This is a genomic window from Thiobacillus denitrificans DSM 12475, from assembly GCF_000376425.1.
Classification (GTDB): Bacteria; Pseudomonadota; Gammaproteobacteria; order Burkholderiales; family Thiobacillaceae; genus Thiobacillus; species Thiobacillus denitrificans.
In genome coordinates, this window is sequence record NZ_AQWL01000012.1 from 26,582 (window position 1) to 42,232 (window position 15,651).

Genomic DNA, 15,651 nt, shown 5'->3' on the forward strand with positions numbered 1-15,651 from the left:
ATCAGGCCAAATGACCATGCTCTTCTCCTTCAAAGCAAGTTGCGTAACGCCCTGAACACGGCAGCCGGGATTTCTGCATCGTTGGCCGCCACGCCTGTGGGCATGATTTTTTCGAACTGGCGAAGGTGACAATCCGCGACCCCAATCAATACCGCAGTCGCTTCAATGCCATAACGCCGGCTTTCCGACACCGCTGCTTCCAGTGCCTCAAAGCTGTTCGGCGCTCCATCCGTCACGTACATGAGGATCTTGCGTTCCTCAGTCCGCTTCGCGAGCTGTCCAACCGCAAACGTCGTCGCTGCACCCATCTGTGTTCCCCCTCTTGGTTGGAGAGACATCCGGGCCACGAATTTGCGCCAGGGCTCGTCGAAGGTTCCCAGTGGATCGATGACGTCATCGAACAACGCGGCAGCCACTTTCACATCAAAGCGGCTCATCACTTCCCCCATGGAGGCGGCAGCGAGGTAGACCGTATCGATCGTGCCTGACATGCTTCCAGAGCGATCCAGTACCATGTAAACAGCGGTATTGATCGCTTCGTTTTCGTCGCTTTTCTGGAAAATACGCACATCCCCGATCCGAGTCCGTGCCAGTCGGCTGGTGTCGATCCTGCCCGAATACGCAAGATGACGGTCCACATCCTTCCTGGCCTGGAGCAGTTGGTCGAGTTTGAGCGCGATCCTGGTGGTCGCCTTACGGGCGTCTGTGATGCGCTGACGGTACACGGCGTCGTTAGGGTGAAGTGGGTATGCGCTCACCTGTTCGACTTCAGTTGCTTCCCTGTGGTCACCTTCGAGAAGACCGGATTCCCGGATCAACTCCTCCAGTCCTTTCGCCAAGCTCCCCAGATCGGAGTCCTCAGCATCCAGAACAGCCTGGGCAGTGGACGGATCGCACTGTCCAGCTCCAGAACCCCCGGCACCTTCCTGAGCATTCGCATGGGATTGGGTCTGGGACTTGGATTCACCTGATTCCGAAGAACCTGAAGCACTGTCAGAACCTTGCGGTCCTTCCTCAGCCTCCGATTTCCCTCCGGCCGAGCCATCCTTGCTGTTATCAGCATCGTCACCTTTGGATCCGGAAGCGGCAGCATCGCTGTCGTTCCCCTTGCCATCGGTTTCTTCGCCCTTGCCAGCTTGACCCTGACTGTCGCTATCGGTTTCTTCACCTTTGGCGGCTTGATCCTGAACGTCCTGCTCTTGGTCGGACTCATCCTGGTTTTCACCGGACTCACCCTTGCCTGAACCTGACTGCCCTTCAGCCTTCTGGGAATCGTCCTGTTCTCCCTGCTCGCCTTGCTGCTGCGAGCCTTGCCGGGGTTGAGGCTGTTCCTGTGAAGAGGCCTTGAGCACGGCCATGATCGTTTCTACTGCACGGTGGACATCCGCTGCCGTTTGACCCAGTTTTGTCGCTGCCCTGGCACATTCCAGCACCTGGTCAGCCACATCACCGAAGTCTTGGCGGGCGTAGTCCTTGGCGGGATCGACCCAATCCTGGCAAAAGCTATGACCCAACTCCTCGTAGCGCAAGGCATAGAGAAGCAAGGCCATCAGCTTGTTCGCCGGATGCGCATCGGCTTCCGGCTCGGTGAAAAACCCAAGCTTTCGCATAAGCCCCGCCGTACGGTTCAGGTTCTTCTTGGAACCCGGAAAGACCTGGCCGATGGCCCGCTCGATCCGGATGTCCTCGATGAGGTTCCTAAATCCGTTGAACACCACGCCCATTTGATGCCCGAGCAGGGTGTATTCCGGATCCGAGAAGCGCAAATGCGCAGCCTCGTGATCCAGGAGCCCCTCGATGACAGTGGCGTCCTCTTCAGAGCCAATAGCCTTGAGGGAAGGAAGATGAATCACGCGCGTCGTATGGTTCACATGAGCGCCCATCTTGTCATCGAACCGCACATCGATACCCATCTGCCCTGCGACAACCTTGGCGATGATGGGTAGGGACCTACCGATTGTTTGCTGCTGGTACATGGCAACTCCTTGAATATGACTCGAAACAGTCGAGCCTTCAGCCTTGCGAGTAAGAGTTGATGAACAAGGCTTTATATGTTGCCGAATCGTTTTTTCGGGCGTTGGTTTGCGCCCTCCTTTCGATACAATGTCATGCGCGTGTATAACTTTCAGCAATCCAAAGGACATAAGATGACCGAAAGCAATCGAGGAGAAGAGCGTCGGAACGTTTCCGTGCCTGAAACGCTGCTGGACCGGATGGTGACCATTCTTGAAAAGGAACACCGTTCTCGAGCCATTCGCTTCTACCTGCTGGTTGGTGCAATCATCCTGCCCTCCCTCATATACGCCGTGGCAACTTCTGCATTCCTGAACAAGAACCAGGAGCAAAACCCCAAGGAATATGCGGCGCTGGTCAAGATCGATGGTGAGATCGCGGACGGCAAAGAGGCCTCCGCCCTGGCAATCATGCCGGCGCTGGAATCGGCGTTCAAAGATGAAAAGGCCAAGGGCGTCGTGCTGCTGATCAATTCTCCCGGCGGCACACCCGTTCAGGCGGGCGTAATTCACGACCGCATCCTCGAGCTCAAACAGAAGTACCACAAGCCTGTCATCGCGATGGGCCGCGACATGATGACCAGCGGTGCCTACATGGTCGCGGTGGCCGCAGACAAGATTTACGCCAACGAGGCGTCCCTGGTGGGCTCCGTCGGGGTGGTCATTCGCGGCTTCGGCCTGTCCAACGTCTTACAGCGCTATGGGGTCGAGCGCCGCGTGTACGCGGCCGGCAAGAACAAGAACACCATGGACCCGTTCAGCCCGGAAAAAGCGGAGGACGTCGCAAAGACCAAGGAAATGCTGGACAAGATCCACCAGCAGTTCATCGCCAAGGTGAAGGCTGGCCGCGGAAACCGCCTGAAGAAGGACGACGACTTCCTCTTCACTGGCGGGTACTGGACCGGGACTGAAGCCCAGGAATACGGCCTGATCGATGCTGTCGCCGACCTGCCAAAGGTGCTGCAAGACAACTTTGGCGTCGAGGCATTGAAAGACATGAACAAGAAGGACTTCTTCGCTGAATTGAGCAAAAAATTCTTCGGCGGGTTCAGCCTGTCGGCAAATGGCCTGGACTTCAAGTCCGGTGTCTATGCCGAAGTCGAGCCCGGACAGATTTATTAACCCAACCTAGAAAGGAGCCACGAAATGGATGACATCGTCAACGCGCTGACCAACCTCGGCGCCTGGGGGGCCGGACTCGTCGCGCTGGCACACCTAGCGGCCAACGCCGTGAGTCCGCTGGTGTATTCCTCGGTCTACTGCTTCTGACCGAGTCCAGCCCAGAGCCGGGTGCGCAACACCCGGCTTTTTTTTTCTAACGCACGCCATTGAGGGAATTGGATGCACCTGATCGAGGAGATCTTTGTAGCCATGAGCCATTTACTGAATCGCCTGATGAAATTCTCGGTGGACGTCACCCGCGCCCTGATGGGAGGACGCCAGGAAACCTTTCTCGTACGGGCCGCTTTTGGCTGCCTACTGGTCGGAATTTTTCTGGTCGTGGGCGGCATACAGAGCCATTGGGCGGTCTTGGTAGCGGCGGCAGTGCCCGGCGTACTGTTCATGGTGCTGCTCTCAGCCGCCTATGCGGGAGCCAAATCGTTCTTCACGGTGACCGGCATGGGCGTGGTCGCCCTGTTCGCTATCCTGTGGCTGTTCAACATGGATAACGCCCAATACCTTGTCCTGGCTACCGGCATGCTGTTCGTGACGGGAATGATCGCTTTTCTGGACGGGGCCATGGTTTCAAGCATGATCCGTGGGGCGCTCGCCGATATGCGCGTCAAGAGCACGCTCAAGCGCATCGCGGGCAAGACCGGGCATGTGATCCACAATGTCCTGCTCCAAAGCGAGCTGTATTCCTGCGAAATCGACCATATCCTGATCAACCACGCGGGAGTATTTGTCGTTGAAACCAAGGGCATGTCCGGACGGATTTTCAATCAGGGCGAAAACATGCCCTGGATTCAGGCGCCGTCCACCGACCACAGCATGGAGTTCGAATCTCCGATTGAACAGAACGCACGCCACGTCAGCGTTCTGAAGGAGCTGCTTGGCACCGAGTACCCGATCTACAGCCTGGTCGTTTTCACGAACGCGACATTTGCCAACGCGATGCCTTCGAACGTGATCCAGGTGGGTGACCTGAAGAAGTACATCCGGCAGTTCAAACACAAGGCCATCGTGTCTTCTGCACAGGCACATGCCTTGAACACGATCGAGTCCAAGCGGGACACCTCCAGGGCGGGCCAACGCGAGCATCGGCGGCGGGTGGAGGAGCGCCGACTGCGGGAGCATATGGCTGGGTAGCAAAGTTATCCACAGTTCCCGTGGGTAACGTTGTGGATATGTGACAGGTCGATGAAGATCCGTCCAGAGATGCTCGGTTTCGTTGGTACCCGCCCATTTGTTAGGCAAACACTATGAAAATTCGGTGTTTTTCGCTTCTCTGACCGGCTCTTGGTAGGTTTTTGGTTTTAGTTGTTCTTTTTCAATAGCCAGTTTTCTTATACTGATTTTCCTACTTAAATTAGCCATTTTGCGTCGGTTGATTAGTTATGTTTAGTAGGCAAAAGTCGAGATTTACTCTTTTTGCCTAACAACGCACTTGTCATTGTTCTGCTTATTGTATATGTTATTTATATTCTCCTCCGCTTGTACGCGTCATGGCTCTTAGATCAACGTTCGCTATAACGTCTGGATTGCAATACAGGTTGCGTGCTGCCGGCGCGTTGCTTGGTGTGACTGACAATACGCTTCGGACTTATTCGGACAACGCCGGGATCGAGGTCAAGCGCGCCTCCGATTTCAGCCCCGGTGCACCGCCCGTACGTGTCTTCTTGCCGGAAACGCTTTTCCAACTCGCTCAATGGCGGCGAGCGCAGGGATATATCAAGATCCCGCAGTTTGCGCGGAGCCCAATCGTCCTCGCGATTTACGTAATCAAGGGCGGAACCGGGAAGACCACGACGGCCGTTGAGTTAGCCATTCACCTTCAGATGATGGGCCTGCGCGTGGCGCTCATCGATATCGACATCCAGGGCAACGCCACCCAATCCATGGGGTACGAACCTGATCTAACGATGGACGAGGCGACGGCGTATGAGGTTAACGCTGATGCTATCGTGCAGGACACCTTTGCCTCGATCATGCTGCCGTTTCTAGACCGTAGCCGCGGGAGCCTGGCTTTACGTGCCGAAGTTGGCGAAGGCGTCATCAAGAAACCGTTCGGCGAACACGGGCCTCATCTCATCCCAGCCGACACCTTCATTGGAGATCTCGAACAGGGGTTGGCACTCGCCAAGGGACAGCGGGAGCTCTACATTCGGCAGATGATCGAAGCCTCGAAGGATGGCAGCGTCCCTGGGTTCAATGCATCCAATTACGACGTGATCCTGTTTGATTGCCCGCCCAATGTTTCTTTCACGTCAACCGCAGCCATGGCGGCCGCAGATATCGTTGTTTCCCCGATCCGGCTCGACGCCTTCAGCGTGAAGGGCCTGACCAAGGTCATGAATGAGATTACTGCGATGGATGAAGCCTATAAGCTGCGTCCGCAGCTGGTTATCCTGCCGACGCATTATTCGCCCCATTTGGCTCGTATTGGGCGGATGCAGTCACAGCTCAACAAATACCGAGACATGCTGGCACCCAACGTGATCTCGACAAGCGAGGAATTCCCGAAATCGCTTGAGAACTACCTGCCGCTGTCCTTGCAAAAGCCCACATCGACGCCAGCCAGCGAATATCGCATGTTCGCCGAGTTCATGTTCAAGAAGATCGTCGATCTGGGTTCGAAAGGGGGTGGCAAATGAAAATACGAAAACTCACACCAGGCCCCGCGATGCCGCTGCCGGACTTTAAGCAGCCCGCAGAGTTGGGCGATGCTTCGGCGCAAGAAAGCCCGAGCGACAAGCCTGGCACCACAGACGCGCCAAGCGCTCCTGAAGCCCACGTTGATACTGATGCCGCGCCTTCCCCGGCGGCAAATGATGAAGAGCCCAAGGTCACAGGCGCCACTGAATCTCCTGTTGAGGATTCGCAGCAGATCGAAACCAGAGAGTACGTCGAGCCCACGAAGGACGAGCTGGGGGTTCTTGAGCAGATTGCGATAGAAAAAATCCTCACTTCGCCGTTCCAGCCGAGACTTTACTTTGATGAACAGTCCCTTGAGGACCTGGCGGAGAACATTCGCGAGGTTGGCGGCCTCGTTGAGCCCATTAAGGTAAGGCCGCTGGCCGATGGGCGATTCGAGCTCATTTCCGGTGAGCGCCGGGTGCGTGCTTACCGTATCAACGGCGCACCAGAGATTCCAGCCTGGATAAAGGCCATGGACGATGGCACTGCGTTCAAGGAAGCCTGCGCAGAGAACCTCAACCGTGAGGATCTGACGCTGTATGAGAAGGCGGCCGCTTACAAGCGTGCGCTCGATGAAGGCCACGCCAAAAGCCAGCGAGCGCTCGCCGTGCTGTCCGGCGTGAACCGTATGGATATTCAGCGGTGTCTGGGAATTTTCAAACTCCCGCCCGCTGCCATCAAGGTCATCGCGGCAAACAAAGACATCCTGGCGCTGAGCCATATCGAACACCTCGTCGATTACGCGACAAACGGACACGGTGATCTGGTGGCCCAGGGATTGGAATTGGTCAGCAAGGATCGCCTGAAGCGGGACATGCTTATCAGCTGGATCGAGAAACAAGCCAAGCCAAAGAACGCCGTGCAGACCTTCCATCAGTATTCCCTGCATGGCAAGCCGCTGGGCCGGATGGTTATCAAGAGCAAGAAGGTTTCATTCAACCTGGACAGCGAAGAAAACTCAAAGCTTCTGGTTGAGGCCTTTGAGAAAGCGATAGCCAGCCTGGGAGGCACGAAAGGGTAATGTTGACTAATTTAGTCGGGAATACAGGGCACAAGCAGGCAGGCCGTGGCACAAGTTGTGCCATCCTGCCGCCAGCCATTGCGGGGGGCGATTGTTTGGTCAGGCATCGGGTGGCACAGGTTGTGCCACCCCGCCTCCCCCAACGACCAGTGGCACAAGTTGTGCCGCCCGACCGAGGAAGACCACACCAACCCGAACAACAGACCAGGGCCGCCACAAGCGGCCCTGTTTCTTTTTGGAGAATAAAAATGTAGGCGTCCAGACTGATGCGCTTTGCCAGCTGCGGCAACAGTTAGCAAAGCAAAAAAAGAAAGCCCACGACGGCAATCGTGGGCTTTCAGTGGATCGTGGAGATTGGGGTCCTCACAAATCCGTAGTGCTGATCGGATAGTAGGACTGCTGTCTCCGCGTGTCAAGGAACCCGAGACTCAGGAGTCAGAAATGTCCCGTGATTTGCGCTGGGCGCAACATCTAGCCAAGCCCAACTTCCCCAAATACGTTTTACACGTAATGCGTATCGTCGCGTCGTCTTCCAAATTCGACGGGATTTCCAATCGATCCCGCGAAGTCCTGTATTACCTATCTTCTTTGGTTGATACAAAAACTCGGGAAGCCATGATTTTTGCAACAAAAGAAACAATCGCGAGAAATACTGGATGTAGCGAACCCACCGTATATCGTGCACTTCGTGAAATTGAAGAAAATGGATTGATTTTTCGTAACGCACAAAAATTCAACCCGGATAGCGGATTTTTCAGAATTGGAGAAATTCAATTTACTGAAAAGTTTTACGAGATCGTCGGACATCCCGTGAAGCCCGACAGCATTCCACAGCATACCGGCGAAAGTCAGAAAACCGCGGCGGGCGGCGCCAGTGCTGCAGCCACGAAACCCACTCAGGGCGCGGCTTTGCAGGAATCACCGTCTATCAACATGATCGACAATACCCAGATAAAAAACCCTTACCAAAAACAAAAAATAAGCAACGCTAGCCCACTGGAAAAGCCAGGACAAAACCGGCTTCCAGAGTCCCTGCGATGGCTTGTCGACCAAGGATTGATGAACGATCGGCAGGTCATCAACGTGATGTGGAAGGCGAAGCAGGCCAAGCAACGGCTTCAGGACCTTCTGGACGTCAAGCGCCATGTCATCGAGTCAGGCCAGATCAGGAACCTGCCTGGCTATCTGTGGAAGCTGCTCGATTCAGGTGACGACTATGGCTATGTGGCGAGAAAGGCCAGGGAGGACGCAACCCATCAGCAGCAGGCTGCAAGCCTTGGCAACGAGCTGCAGGATCTGCTTAGCGGCATGACCGGGAAGGTGTTGCGGCTGGCCACCGGTGGGGTATTCAGGCGGGATGCGGCGCCGGATGGGTTCCTGGAGTTCTACGATGCCGAGGGCTGCCGGCGCGGGGTCTGCCCAACCAACCTTAGCTGGTTTGAGCAGATCAAGGCTCGTGGCTACGAACTGGTGGATGAAGCGATCGCGTTTGGGGGTGCAGCGTGATTTTCCTCACTCACTCATCCGCGCAATTGCTCATCTCCTCAATTGCTCATTCCCTCAATTACTCAATCCGTCTTGCTTTCGGGCGGCGTGATGACACCGGTCTGATCGAGCTTGTCGAGACGTTTCTTGGCCGCAGCAAGCCCGCGGCGAGCAGGCAGGTTGGCGGCGCCGGCCGCGCGTTCCTCGTCCGAGACCTCCTCTTGGAGTGCCTTGATGACGTCAATCAGGACTTCTTTGGGTGGATTGGCCATGGTCATTGTTCGCGTTGCGCGGAGAAATTCTATCCGACCAGACCGGCCTCTGGTTTTGACGCTTCGGATCGGGGGGGGCAATTTTTTATGATGTTGTTGATTTCTATAGCGAGTTTCCCCGCGACAAAGCTGGCCGTATTGGGCTGTGTGCCTCAATTCTCCAGGCAACGTTGAAGCTCGGGGTGTTCTCGAGCATTTACTTAGGAGGTTGCTATGTTGATGAATGAGCTGTCAGTCTCAAACGAGCCCCAGGAAATCTCTAGCGAGGTTCTTCTGGAAAAATACTGCAAGGGTGGCGAAACCACGCATGAAGAAATTTTCATGCGTGTTGCTGAGGCCCTCGCAGCGGTGGAACCGAAGGATCAGGAACACTGGAAGAACGAGTTCTACCAAGCCATGATGGATGGTTTCGTGCCTGCTGGGCGCATTGCGTCCGCAGCTGGTACCGCCATCAAGGCAACCCTGATCAACTGCTTCGTGCAGCCGGTCGGGGATGCAGTATCCAAAATCGTGGATGGGAAACCATCGATCTACGAGGCGCTGGCCCAGGCAGCCGAGACCATGCGTCGCGGTGGCGGGGTTGGGTATGACTTCTCCTCGATCCGTCCCAACGGCGCACAGGTGAAAGGCACCCATTCACGGGCATCCGGACCGTTGAGCTTCATGAAGGTCTTCGATGCAAGCTGTTCCACCGTGGAGTCAGCCGGTTCCCGCCGTGGCGCTCAGATGGGTGTCATGCGGTGCGATCACCCTGATATCGAGGCGTTTATCCACGCCAAAGACGAAGGGGACTTCCGTAACTTCAACCTGTCCATCGGTGTGACGGACCCCTTCATGGAGGCCGTGAAAACGGACTCCGAGTGGGAGCTGGTCCATGTCTCCGAGCCGGACCCGAAGGAATACCCGGATGCCTATCAGCGCGAAAGCGACGGCAAATGGGTCTACCGCAAAGTGCAGGCCAAGGATCTGTGGAACCTGGTCATGCTGTCCACCTATGACCACGCAGAGCCCGGCATCCTGTTCCTGGACCGGATCAACAAGGACAACAACCTCGACTACTGTGAGGTGATCGAGGCTAGCAATCCTTGTGCCGAGCAAATGCTGCCCCCGTACGGGTGCTGCTGTCTCGGTTCGACGAACCTGAGCAAGTTCGTTCGTCAGCCGTTCACGGAAAAAGCCACGTTTGACATGGCAACTTTCCGTAAAACAGTAGGAACCGGCATCAGGATGCTCGACAACGTTCTGGACGCCACTTACTGGCCGCTGGAAGCGCAGCAAAAAGAGGCCCATGCAAAACGACGCATCGGGCTTGGCTTCCTTGGTCTGGGTGACGCCTTGATCATGTTGGGTTTGAAGTACAACACGGACGAAGGTCGTGAGTTCGCCGAGCAAATTGCGATGAACATGCGCGACGCTGCGTATGACGCATCCATCGCTCTGGCGAAGGAAAAAGGTGCTTTCCCGCTGTTTGACGCGGAGAAGTATCTGGGCAGCGGCTTTGCTTCGCGTCTTCCCGAAGACATGAAGTTGGCTATCGCGGAGCACGGCATTCGCAACTCCCACCTGCTGTCGATCGCGCCCACCGGGACCATCTCCCTTGCGTTTGCCGACAATGCCAGCAATGGTATTGAGCCTGCGTTTTCCTGGACTTACATCCGGAAGAAGCGCATGGCCGACGGTAGCAAGAGGGAGTACGAGGTCGCTGACCATGCCTGGCGTTTGTACCGGAGCATGGGTGGTGACATGGAGAACCTGCCTGAGAGCTTTGTGACGGCGCTGGAGATGTCTGCCAGTGACCACATGAAGATGCTCAAGGTTGTCCAGCCGTACGTCGATTCGGCAATTTCGAAAACGGTGAACATCCCGGCGGACTACCCTTACGAGGACTTCAAGGACCTCTACCTTGAGGCCTGGGAAGCAAATCTGAAGGGGTTGGCGACCTACCGTCCGAACGCGGTCCTTGGTGCTGTTCTGTCCACCACGCCGAGCACGCCGGAAGCGCCCAAGCCTGAGGCAATGATGGAAGACAATCCGCTGCGCAAGCAGTTCGAGAGTCGTCCGCTTGGCGATCTGGAGTCATTGACCCGCAAGGTCGAGTACGCGACCCAGGAAGGCAAGAAAACGGCTTATGTCGCGATCTCCTTCACGAGCGTAAAAGGTGTTGTGAACGGCGAGGAAGTGGAAATCGAGCGCCCGTTCGAGTTCTTCCTTCCGGCTGGCCAGAATACTGCGGACCATCAGTGGGCCATGGCCTCGATGCGGCTGCTGTCGATGGCTGCGCGGACCGGTGCACCAATCGCCAAAGCGCTGCACGACATGCGCAAGGTGGTTTGGACGTCCGGCCCCGTGCGGTGCGGTCATCTGGTCAAGGACGATGGTACGCGAGTGCCGATGTTCCACGACTCGGAAACCGCAGCTATCGGCTACAGCCTGCAGCAGATGCTGATAAAGCGTGGCTTCCTGGATGCGGATGGCAATCAGGTTCCTGTCCATGCCTTGGCTGCGCGTTTCACGGGTCGCGATGCGATGGAGGGCGGTTTGTCGATCCAGGAGGACACTGCTGGCGGGGCGGATTATTCGTCGTCGCTAAGCTACCAGCCGACTGGTGCGAAATGCCCCGAATGCGGTGCGTTCGCGTTGCGTAAGGTGGATGGCTGCAAGCGCTGTGATGCGTGTGGCGCTGAAATGGGCTGCGGTTGAGCCCAAGATGAGTGAGCGACAATGTCTCCAAGACAAGCAACATCGTCCGGATGTTGTCTGCTTATTCACGTCCAATGGCTGATGCCACAAACCTCCATGCGCCCTGTGCCGTGGAGGTTTTTTTTGCTCTGGGAGTGCGATAGATCATGAGACTGGTAAAGAAAAACCGCATCGGGCAGGCCTATGAGGCCGCCGGCAACGCTCTTTCTGCCGAGGACGCTGAAACCATCAAGCGCTACTGGAAGGGTGACCGCTCGATCGCAGGCGATGTGAGCTACATTCTGCATAAAGTCCATGCGGCCGACCTCTGGATCGCGTGCGACTGCCGTGACGACGACACCCCCATCCTGTTTCCCCGGCAGGACGCCAACGGGCGCTATGTGCCGGTCAGGAACCCGGAGCGCGCCGCACACCACGAAGATTGCGTCTTCCATTGGGAAGAAGGTTCCCTTGGCCAGCACGGAACACATTTGGCAAAACCCCACGAGTGGCCCGACCTGATCCTGTTTCGGCCTGGCAGGGAGCATTCATCCGGGACGCGGGGTTCCCGTATATCCGATGTGGAACGAGTCAAACCCGTCGACCGGCTGCAGCAGATCTTCCAGAAGCTGATGGAGGAGGCACATCTGAACCGCATGACAGCCAAATATTTCGGACTTAAAGAGCAGCTTGAGGCGATGCGCTTGGTGGCCAGGGGCAAACCCATTGGCCTCAAGGACTTTACGCTCGACCAGGTGCTTTGGACGCATCCCGACTGGGTCACGAAAGATTGGGCCGCGCGCGCGCTGCACAAGCTACGGGAGGGTGGATGGCCGCTTAACCTACCCCTTCAAGGATACGTGATCACACTCGCCGAAAACATCGTTGACCGGGCCATTTATCTTGAGGGCGGAACCGTCCTGCATATTGAGGGGAAAATGAGCCGGATACGCCTGCCGGATGGGGCGCCAGTCGGTGGCCCGCACGTGGTCATCATCGGAGTCAAGATGGACGACAAGGACGAAAAGCTTCAGCTGGTACGCGCTTTCGCCCAGCCCATCCTCGAAGCCCACAACATCTTCCCCGTCGCCACGGCGCAGCAGCGCCAAACTGCCCATGCACTGCGCTGGGTGCTCAAGAAGGTGGCCGAATCGAACCAGGACCTGGAACGCGTTGAAGTCGAGAAACCGCTGTATCCGATCGAGTTCGAGGAAGAGGAGGAGGAACCTGTTTTGCCGGATTTCATCGTGCGGTCCTATGAACACTCCATGGTGGTCGCCGAGATGAGCGGCGTCCAGAACGAAGCACGCAGCGCGCAGGTGGAAAGGATGGCCAAGATCGGCCCAGTATTCGAAGAGTTCCGTGCATCCCTTACGAAGCGCGAGGCAGACAGCCGGATCGCCAAAAAGGTCATGGGCTGGCTCAAGGCGAGCGGCGCTTTTGAAAGGGCGGAGGGGGTGGTGCCGACGAGCGCAGGTTCGGTGGCCACCTGAGAAAAGCATCCAAATGAGCCAACATTTTTATTCCACCCAGGACGCCGGCGGCACGGGCATCACGATCATGATGGGCTACGACCGGCCGCTCGGGCACTATTTCCTCGTTGTAGAGAGGGATGGCACCGAAGACCCCATCTACACAAATCTTCGCGATGATGGCCCGTTCCACAAGTCCTTGTGGTATTACCGCGCCAAGCTCGACGAGCTCGGGCTGGCCGTCCCGAGTGCGATGTACCGGGAGATCGAGCGTGACCAAAAAAACAACATCGGAAATCGCCGTGTGCTTTGGGACAAGAACGGCATCGTCAATGTCAGTCCTTGACGACGAATCTTTCGGTTTTTAGCGTTCCGTTTGAACCATCCAGTTGGTAATATCCTTTCATCCGCGGGCAACTGCCATCTCCCTTGTGGCAATCTCAACGGTTCCTCCCACCGGCCCGCGGACCCCACCCTACCACGCAGCACACTCCACCCCTCAGAACATCAAAAGCCTGGACGTTGTACGCCGTCATCTGTGGACGCCAGAAGCTTAACGCTAGCTACAATTTCGCATGCCATCCCAAAATATCACCGCCCCTGGCACACCCCTTCAACATCCATTGTCAACCCGCAATATCTACTCGTCACGAAAGGACAAGAAACTGCGTGGAAGCCAATAACGGCGAGGGTTTATGGCAGGCGATAATTTTGCCATTTCATGGTTTTATCATTGTGTGCGCATGTATGATTTTGTATCATATCCATGTGAGCAAAACCCAACATTTTGGTCACAGCAGTCTCCTCTGTACATTTGGGCCGTCGCTACTGACGGCCCCCCTTTTTTTTAGCGGAGTTAGCCAGGTGCGGATAGTCGAGTGGTTTGGCTCTTTGACTGGCCTACTCGGAGCGGGATTGCTGGCGCTTAATGCTGACTTCTCTGGATGGGGTTTTGCTGCTTTTCTGGTGTCGAATTTCGCTTGGATCGCCTTTGGAGTTATGTCCAAGTCATGGGGATTGGTGACAATGCAAGTTGGCTTCACCGCGACAAGCATTCTGGGGATGTACCGGTGGCTTTAATGACCGTCCTTAAGCGTTGGTTGCGCGTCCGGCGCAGTTTCATTGTCCAACTGATTGCCCTTGGCACGTTCGCCGTTGCCTTGCTGGTTCTCACCACGGGTTTTGCGCCAGGCCGCTTCTGCCAGTCGTGCAGTGCTGAAGAAACCGTGATTTTTAGCGGACTGTCCGTGATTGTTGCCCTGGTATTTGCGTTTTTTGGGTACTGGCTGATAGTGATTGAGCACTATCACTCTTTACATGGTCGTACCCCCCTCGCTCAAGCAGGGGTCCAGCATGTGGGATTTAGGAGTCTTCTAATTCCGCGTCGCTAAACGTTATTCGCAACGCTGAAGGCCCAAATGTCTTGGGTCACTGTAAAAGGAGAGTGCGATGCTTAAAGGTTTTGCAATTACCCCCGTAGTTCTTGGCCGTATTTCCATCGGCACCATCGTCGAAAACAAGGGCAAGAAATTGCCCATGAAACTCGACTACATTCAGATCACCAGCAACATCCAGAAGGACGGAGCCTGGATGATGCATCCGGTGGCAGAAAAGCTGGCAAAAGAGCAAAAGGACAAGATCCGTTCGATCCCGGTCCGCATCATGTTTGACCGGCCTGATCTGAACTTTCGGGCTGAATACTCGGCGTTCAACGAAAAAGGGCGGCTGCTTTGTTCTGGCAACGGTGAAAAGGCACGTCGCCGTGATCCGCAGTCCGAAACTGGCATCACCGAGTGCGCGTGCCCTGGTTCCGACCTGTGCGAGTTCGGTGCTCAAAACCGCTGTAAGCCATTCGGGCGCCTGCTCGTTTGTCTGGAAGACAGTTGGGATAATGATCCGCTGTCCGGGTTCATGTTTCGCACCACGTCTTTCAATTCCATCCGCGCCCTGACTGCACGTCTGGAGTATCTGGCGGCCGCTTCTGGCAAGCAAATGGCCGGGATGCCCTGCAACCTGGTCATGCGCGCGAAATCCACGTCGGCATCCATGCGTCGTCCGATCTATTATCTTGACCTCGAGCCAAGGGGTGGATTGCTCAAAGCCATGGCCGATGCCAAGGCAAAGCGCACGGAGATGCAAGAAGGCGGTTTCCAACGTGAGGCACTTGAGGAAGCGGTACGGCTTGGCTACGAGCAGTCAGCTTTCGTTGACGTTGACACTGACGATGATGGGCAGGACGTCGTAGCAGAGTTCTTCAACCAGGAGTTCATCGATCCGGAAACCGGCGAAGTTATCCGTTCCGGCGAGGCAGGCTCCTCGGGTGCATTTGCTGGCGACCAGCCCCGTGCAGGTGCGCAGGCTTCGAGCGGACAGGCAGCCAATGCCCGGACGACCGAAAATCAGACGCACGACGCATCTGGCAGACCTTTCGAGGAAATGACGGATGATGAACTGATCGGGCAAGTCGACGAGAAACTGGTCGAATCCCTGAAAAAGTCCATCGCGCGCATCCCGAACCTGCAAGATGAGAGTTCCATTTCGGGAGCGCGGATCTGGAATACCACCCGTTTCGCTCCAAGCGCGGCAGCCATGTACCTGATCGAAAGACACCTGAACAAACAGTTGTCCCAGATCAAAGGGCTGCCCTTGGAAGGATCTTCTGCGGAAGAAGCTCAACAGGCACAAACTCGAAAGAGCGCCTGAAGTAAGACCGAGACCCGACATCCCTGTGATGCGGGTCTTTTTTTTGCATAAATAATTTCTTCTGGCTGTCGGACAGGTGCAGCGTCCTACAGGCCTGTGTGCATCAACCCTTATGGCAACGTCGGAGTCATCCTTCGGATGGCGCGTAT

14 protein-coding genes are annotated in these 15,651 nt (G+C 56.1%); 11 read left to right on the top strand and 3 right to left on the bottom strand.

Annotated features, from left to right (window positions below; translation table 11 throughout):
• Positions 1-29 precede the first annotated feature (29 nt).
• The gene (locus tag B059_RS20905) at positions 30-1,976 is read right to left on the bottom strand and encodes a VWA domain-containing protein (RefSeq protein WP_018079150.1); all 1,947 of its coding nucleotides are present in this window, start codon (positions 1,974-1,976) and stop codon (positions 30-32) included.
• Between the two features lie 171 nt (positions 1,977-2,147).
• Here B059_RS20905 and B059_RS19335 point away from each other — a divergent pair, with 171 nt between their 5' ends.
• The 6 genes from B059_RS19335 (at position 2,148) to B059_RS0115450 (ending at position 8,397) form a co-directional block, all read left to right on the top strand.
• Positions 2,148-3,134 carry a S49 family peptidase gene (locus tag B059_RS19335; RefSeq protein ID WP_157273749.1) on the top strand — a complete coding sequence of 329 codons (987 nt, stop codon included), beginning with the start codon at positions 2,148-2,150 and terminating at the stop codon, positions 3,132-3,134.
• Between the two features lie 24 nt (positions 3,135-3,158).
• Entirely contained in the window at positions 3,159-3,281 is a 123-nt protein-coding gene (locus B059_RS21695) for a hypothetical protein (RefSeq protein ID WP_018079152.1), read from the top strand.
• Positions 3,282-3,353: 72 nt separating this feature from the next.
• Positions 3,354-4,322: an NERD domain-containing protein gene (locus tag B059_RS0115435; RefSeq protein ID WP_018079153.1), complete on the top strand. Its 969-nt coding sequence runs from the start codon at positions 3,354-3,356 to the stop codon at positions 4,320-4,322.
• 404 nt (positions 4,323-4,726) lie between these two features.
• Entirely contained in the window at positions 4,727-5,827 is a 1,101-nt protein-coding gene (locus B059_RS0115440; RefSeq protein WP_211206926.1) for a ParA family protein, read from the top strand.
• Positions 5,824-6,891 (top strand): ParB/RepB/Spo0J family partition protein, encoded by a 1,068-nt coding sequence (locus tag B059_RS20015; RefSeq protein ID WP_081601654.1) that lies wholly within the window; start codon positions 5,824-5,826, stop codon positions 6,889-6,891. Before B059_RS0115440 ends, B059_RS20015 begins: the two co-directional genes overlap by 4 nt.
• A 441-nt stretch (positions 6,892-7,332) precedes the next feature.
• Complete coding sequence (locus tag B059_RS0115450) at positions 7,333-8,397, top strand: helix-turn-helix domain-containing protein (protein ID WP_157273750.1); 1,065 nt, start codon at positions 7,333-7,335, stop codon at positions 8,395-8,397.
• Between the two features lie 62 nt (positions 8,398-8,459).
• Here B059_RS0115450 and B059_RS0115455 read toward each other — a convergent pair whose 3' ends face one another.
• Complete coding sequence (locus B059_RS0115455) at positions 8,460-8,648, bottom strand: hypothetical protein (protein ID WP_157273751.1); 189 nt, start codon at positions 8,646-8,648, stop codon at positions 8,460-8,462.
• Positions 8,649-8,861: 213 nt separating this feature from the next.
• Between B059_RS0115455 and B059_RS0115460 the strand changes: the two genes are divergently transcribed.
• From B059_RS0115460 to B059_RS21515, 4 genes are all read left to right on the top strand, one after another.
• A complete protein-coding gene (locus B059_RS0115460; RefSeq protein WP_018079158.1) occupies positions 8,862-11,348 on the top strand; it encodes an adenosylcobalamin-dependent ribonucleoside-diphosphate reductase in 2,487 nt (828 codons plus the stop codon).
• Between the two features lie 146 nt (positions 11,349-11,494).
• Positions 11,495-12,820, top strand: a complete 1,326-nt coding sequence (locus B059_RS0115465) for a hypothetical protein (protein WP_018079159.1) — start codon at positions 11,495-11,497, stop codon at positions 12,818-12,820.
• 13 nt (positions 12,821-12,833) lie between these two features.
• Positions 12,834-13,145 (top strand): hypothetical protein, encoded by a 312-nt coding sequence (locus B059_RS19345; RefSeq protein WP_018079160.1) that lies wholly within the window; start codon positions 12,834-12,836, stop codon positions 13,143-13,145.
• Between the two features lie 323 nt (positions 13,146-13,468).
• A complete protein-coding gene (locus B059_RS21515; RefSeq protein WP_245538816.1) occupies positions 13,469-13,879 on the top strand; it encodes a hypothetical protein in 411 nt (136 codons plus the stop codon).
• On the opposite strand, the gene B059_RS0115475 is transcribed toward B059_RS21515, so the two are convergent.
• Complete coding sequence (locus tag B059_RS0115475) at positions 13,876-14,103, bottom strand: hypothetical protein (RefSeq protein WP_018079161.1); 228 nt, start codon at positions 14,101-14,103, stop codon at positions 13,876-13,878. The two genes, B059_RS21515 and B059_RS0115475, sit on opposite strands and share 4 nt — an antisense overlap.
• A gap of 145 nt (positions 14,104-14,248) precedes the next feature.
• Between B059_RS0115475 and B059_RS20020 the strand changes: the two genes are divergently transcribed.
• Positions 14,249-15,502, top strand: coding sequence for a recombination directionality factor (locus B059_RS20020; protein WP_018079162.1), 1,254 nt, complete (start codon positions 14,249-14,251; stop codon positions 15,500-15,502).
• Positions 15,503-15,651: the final 149 nt, after the last annotated feature.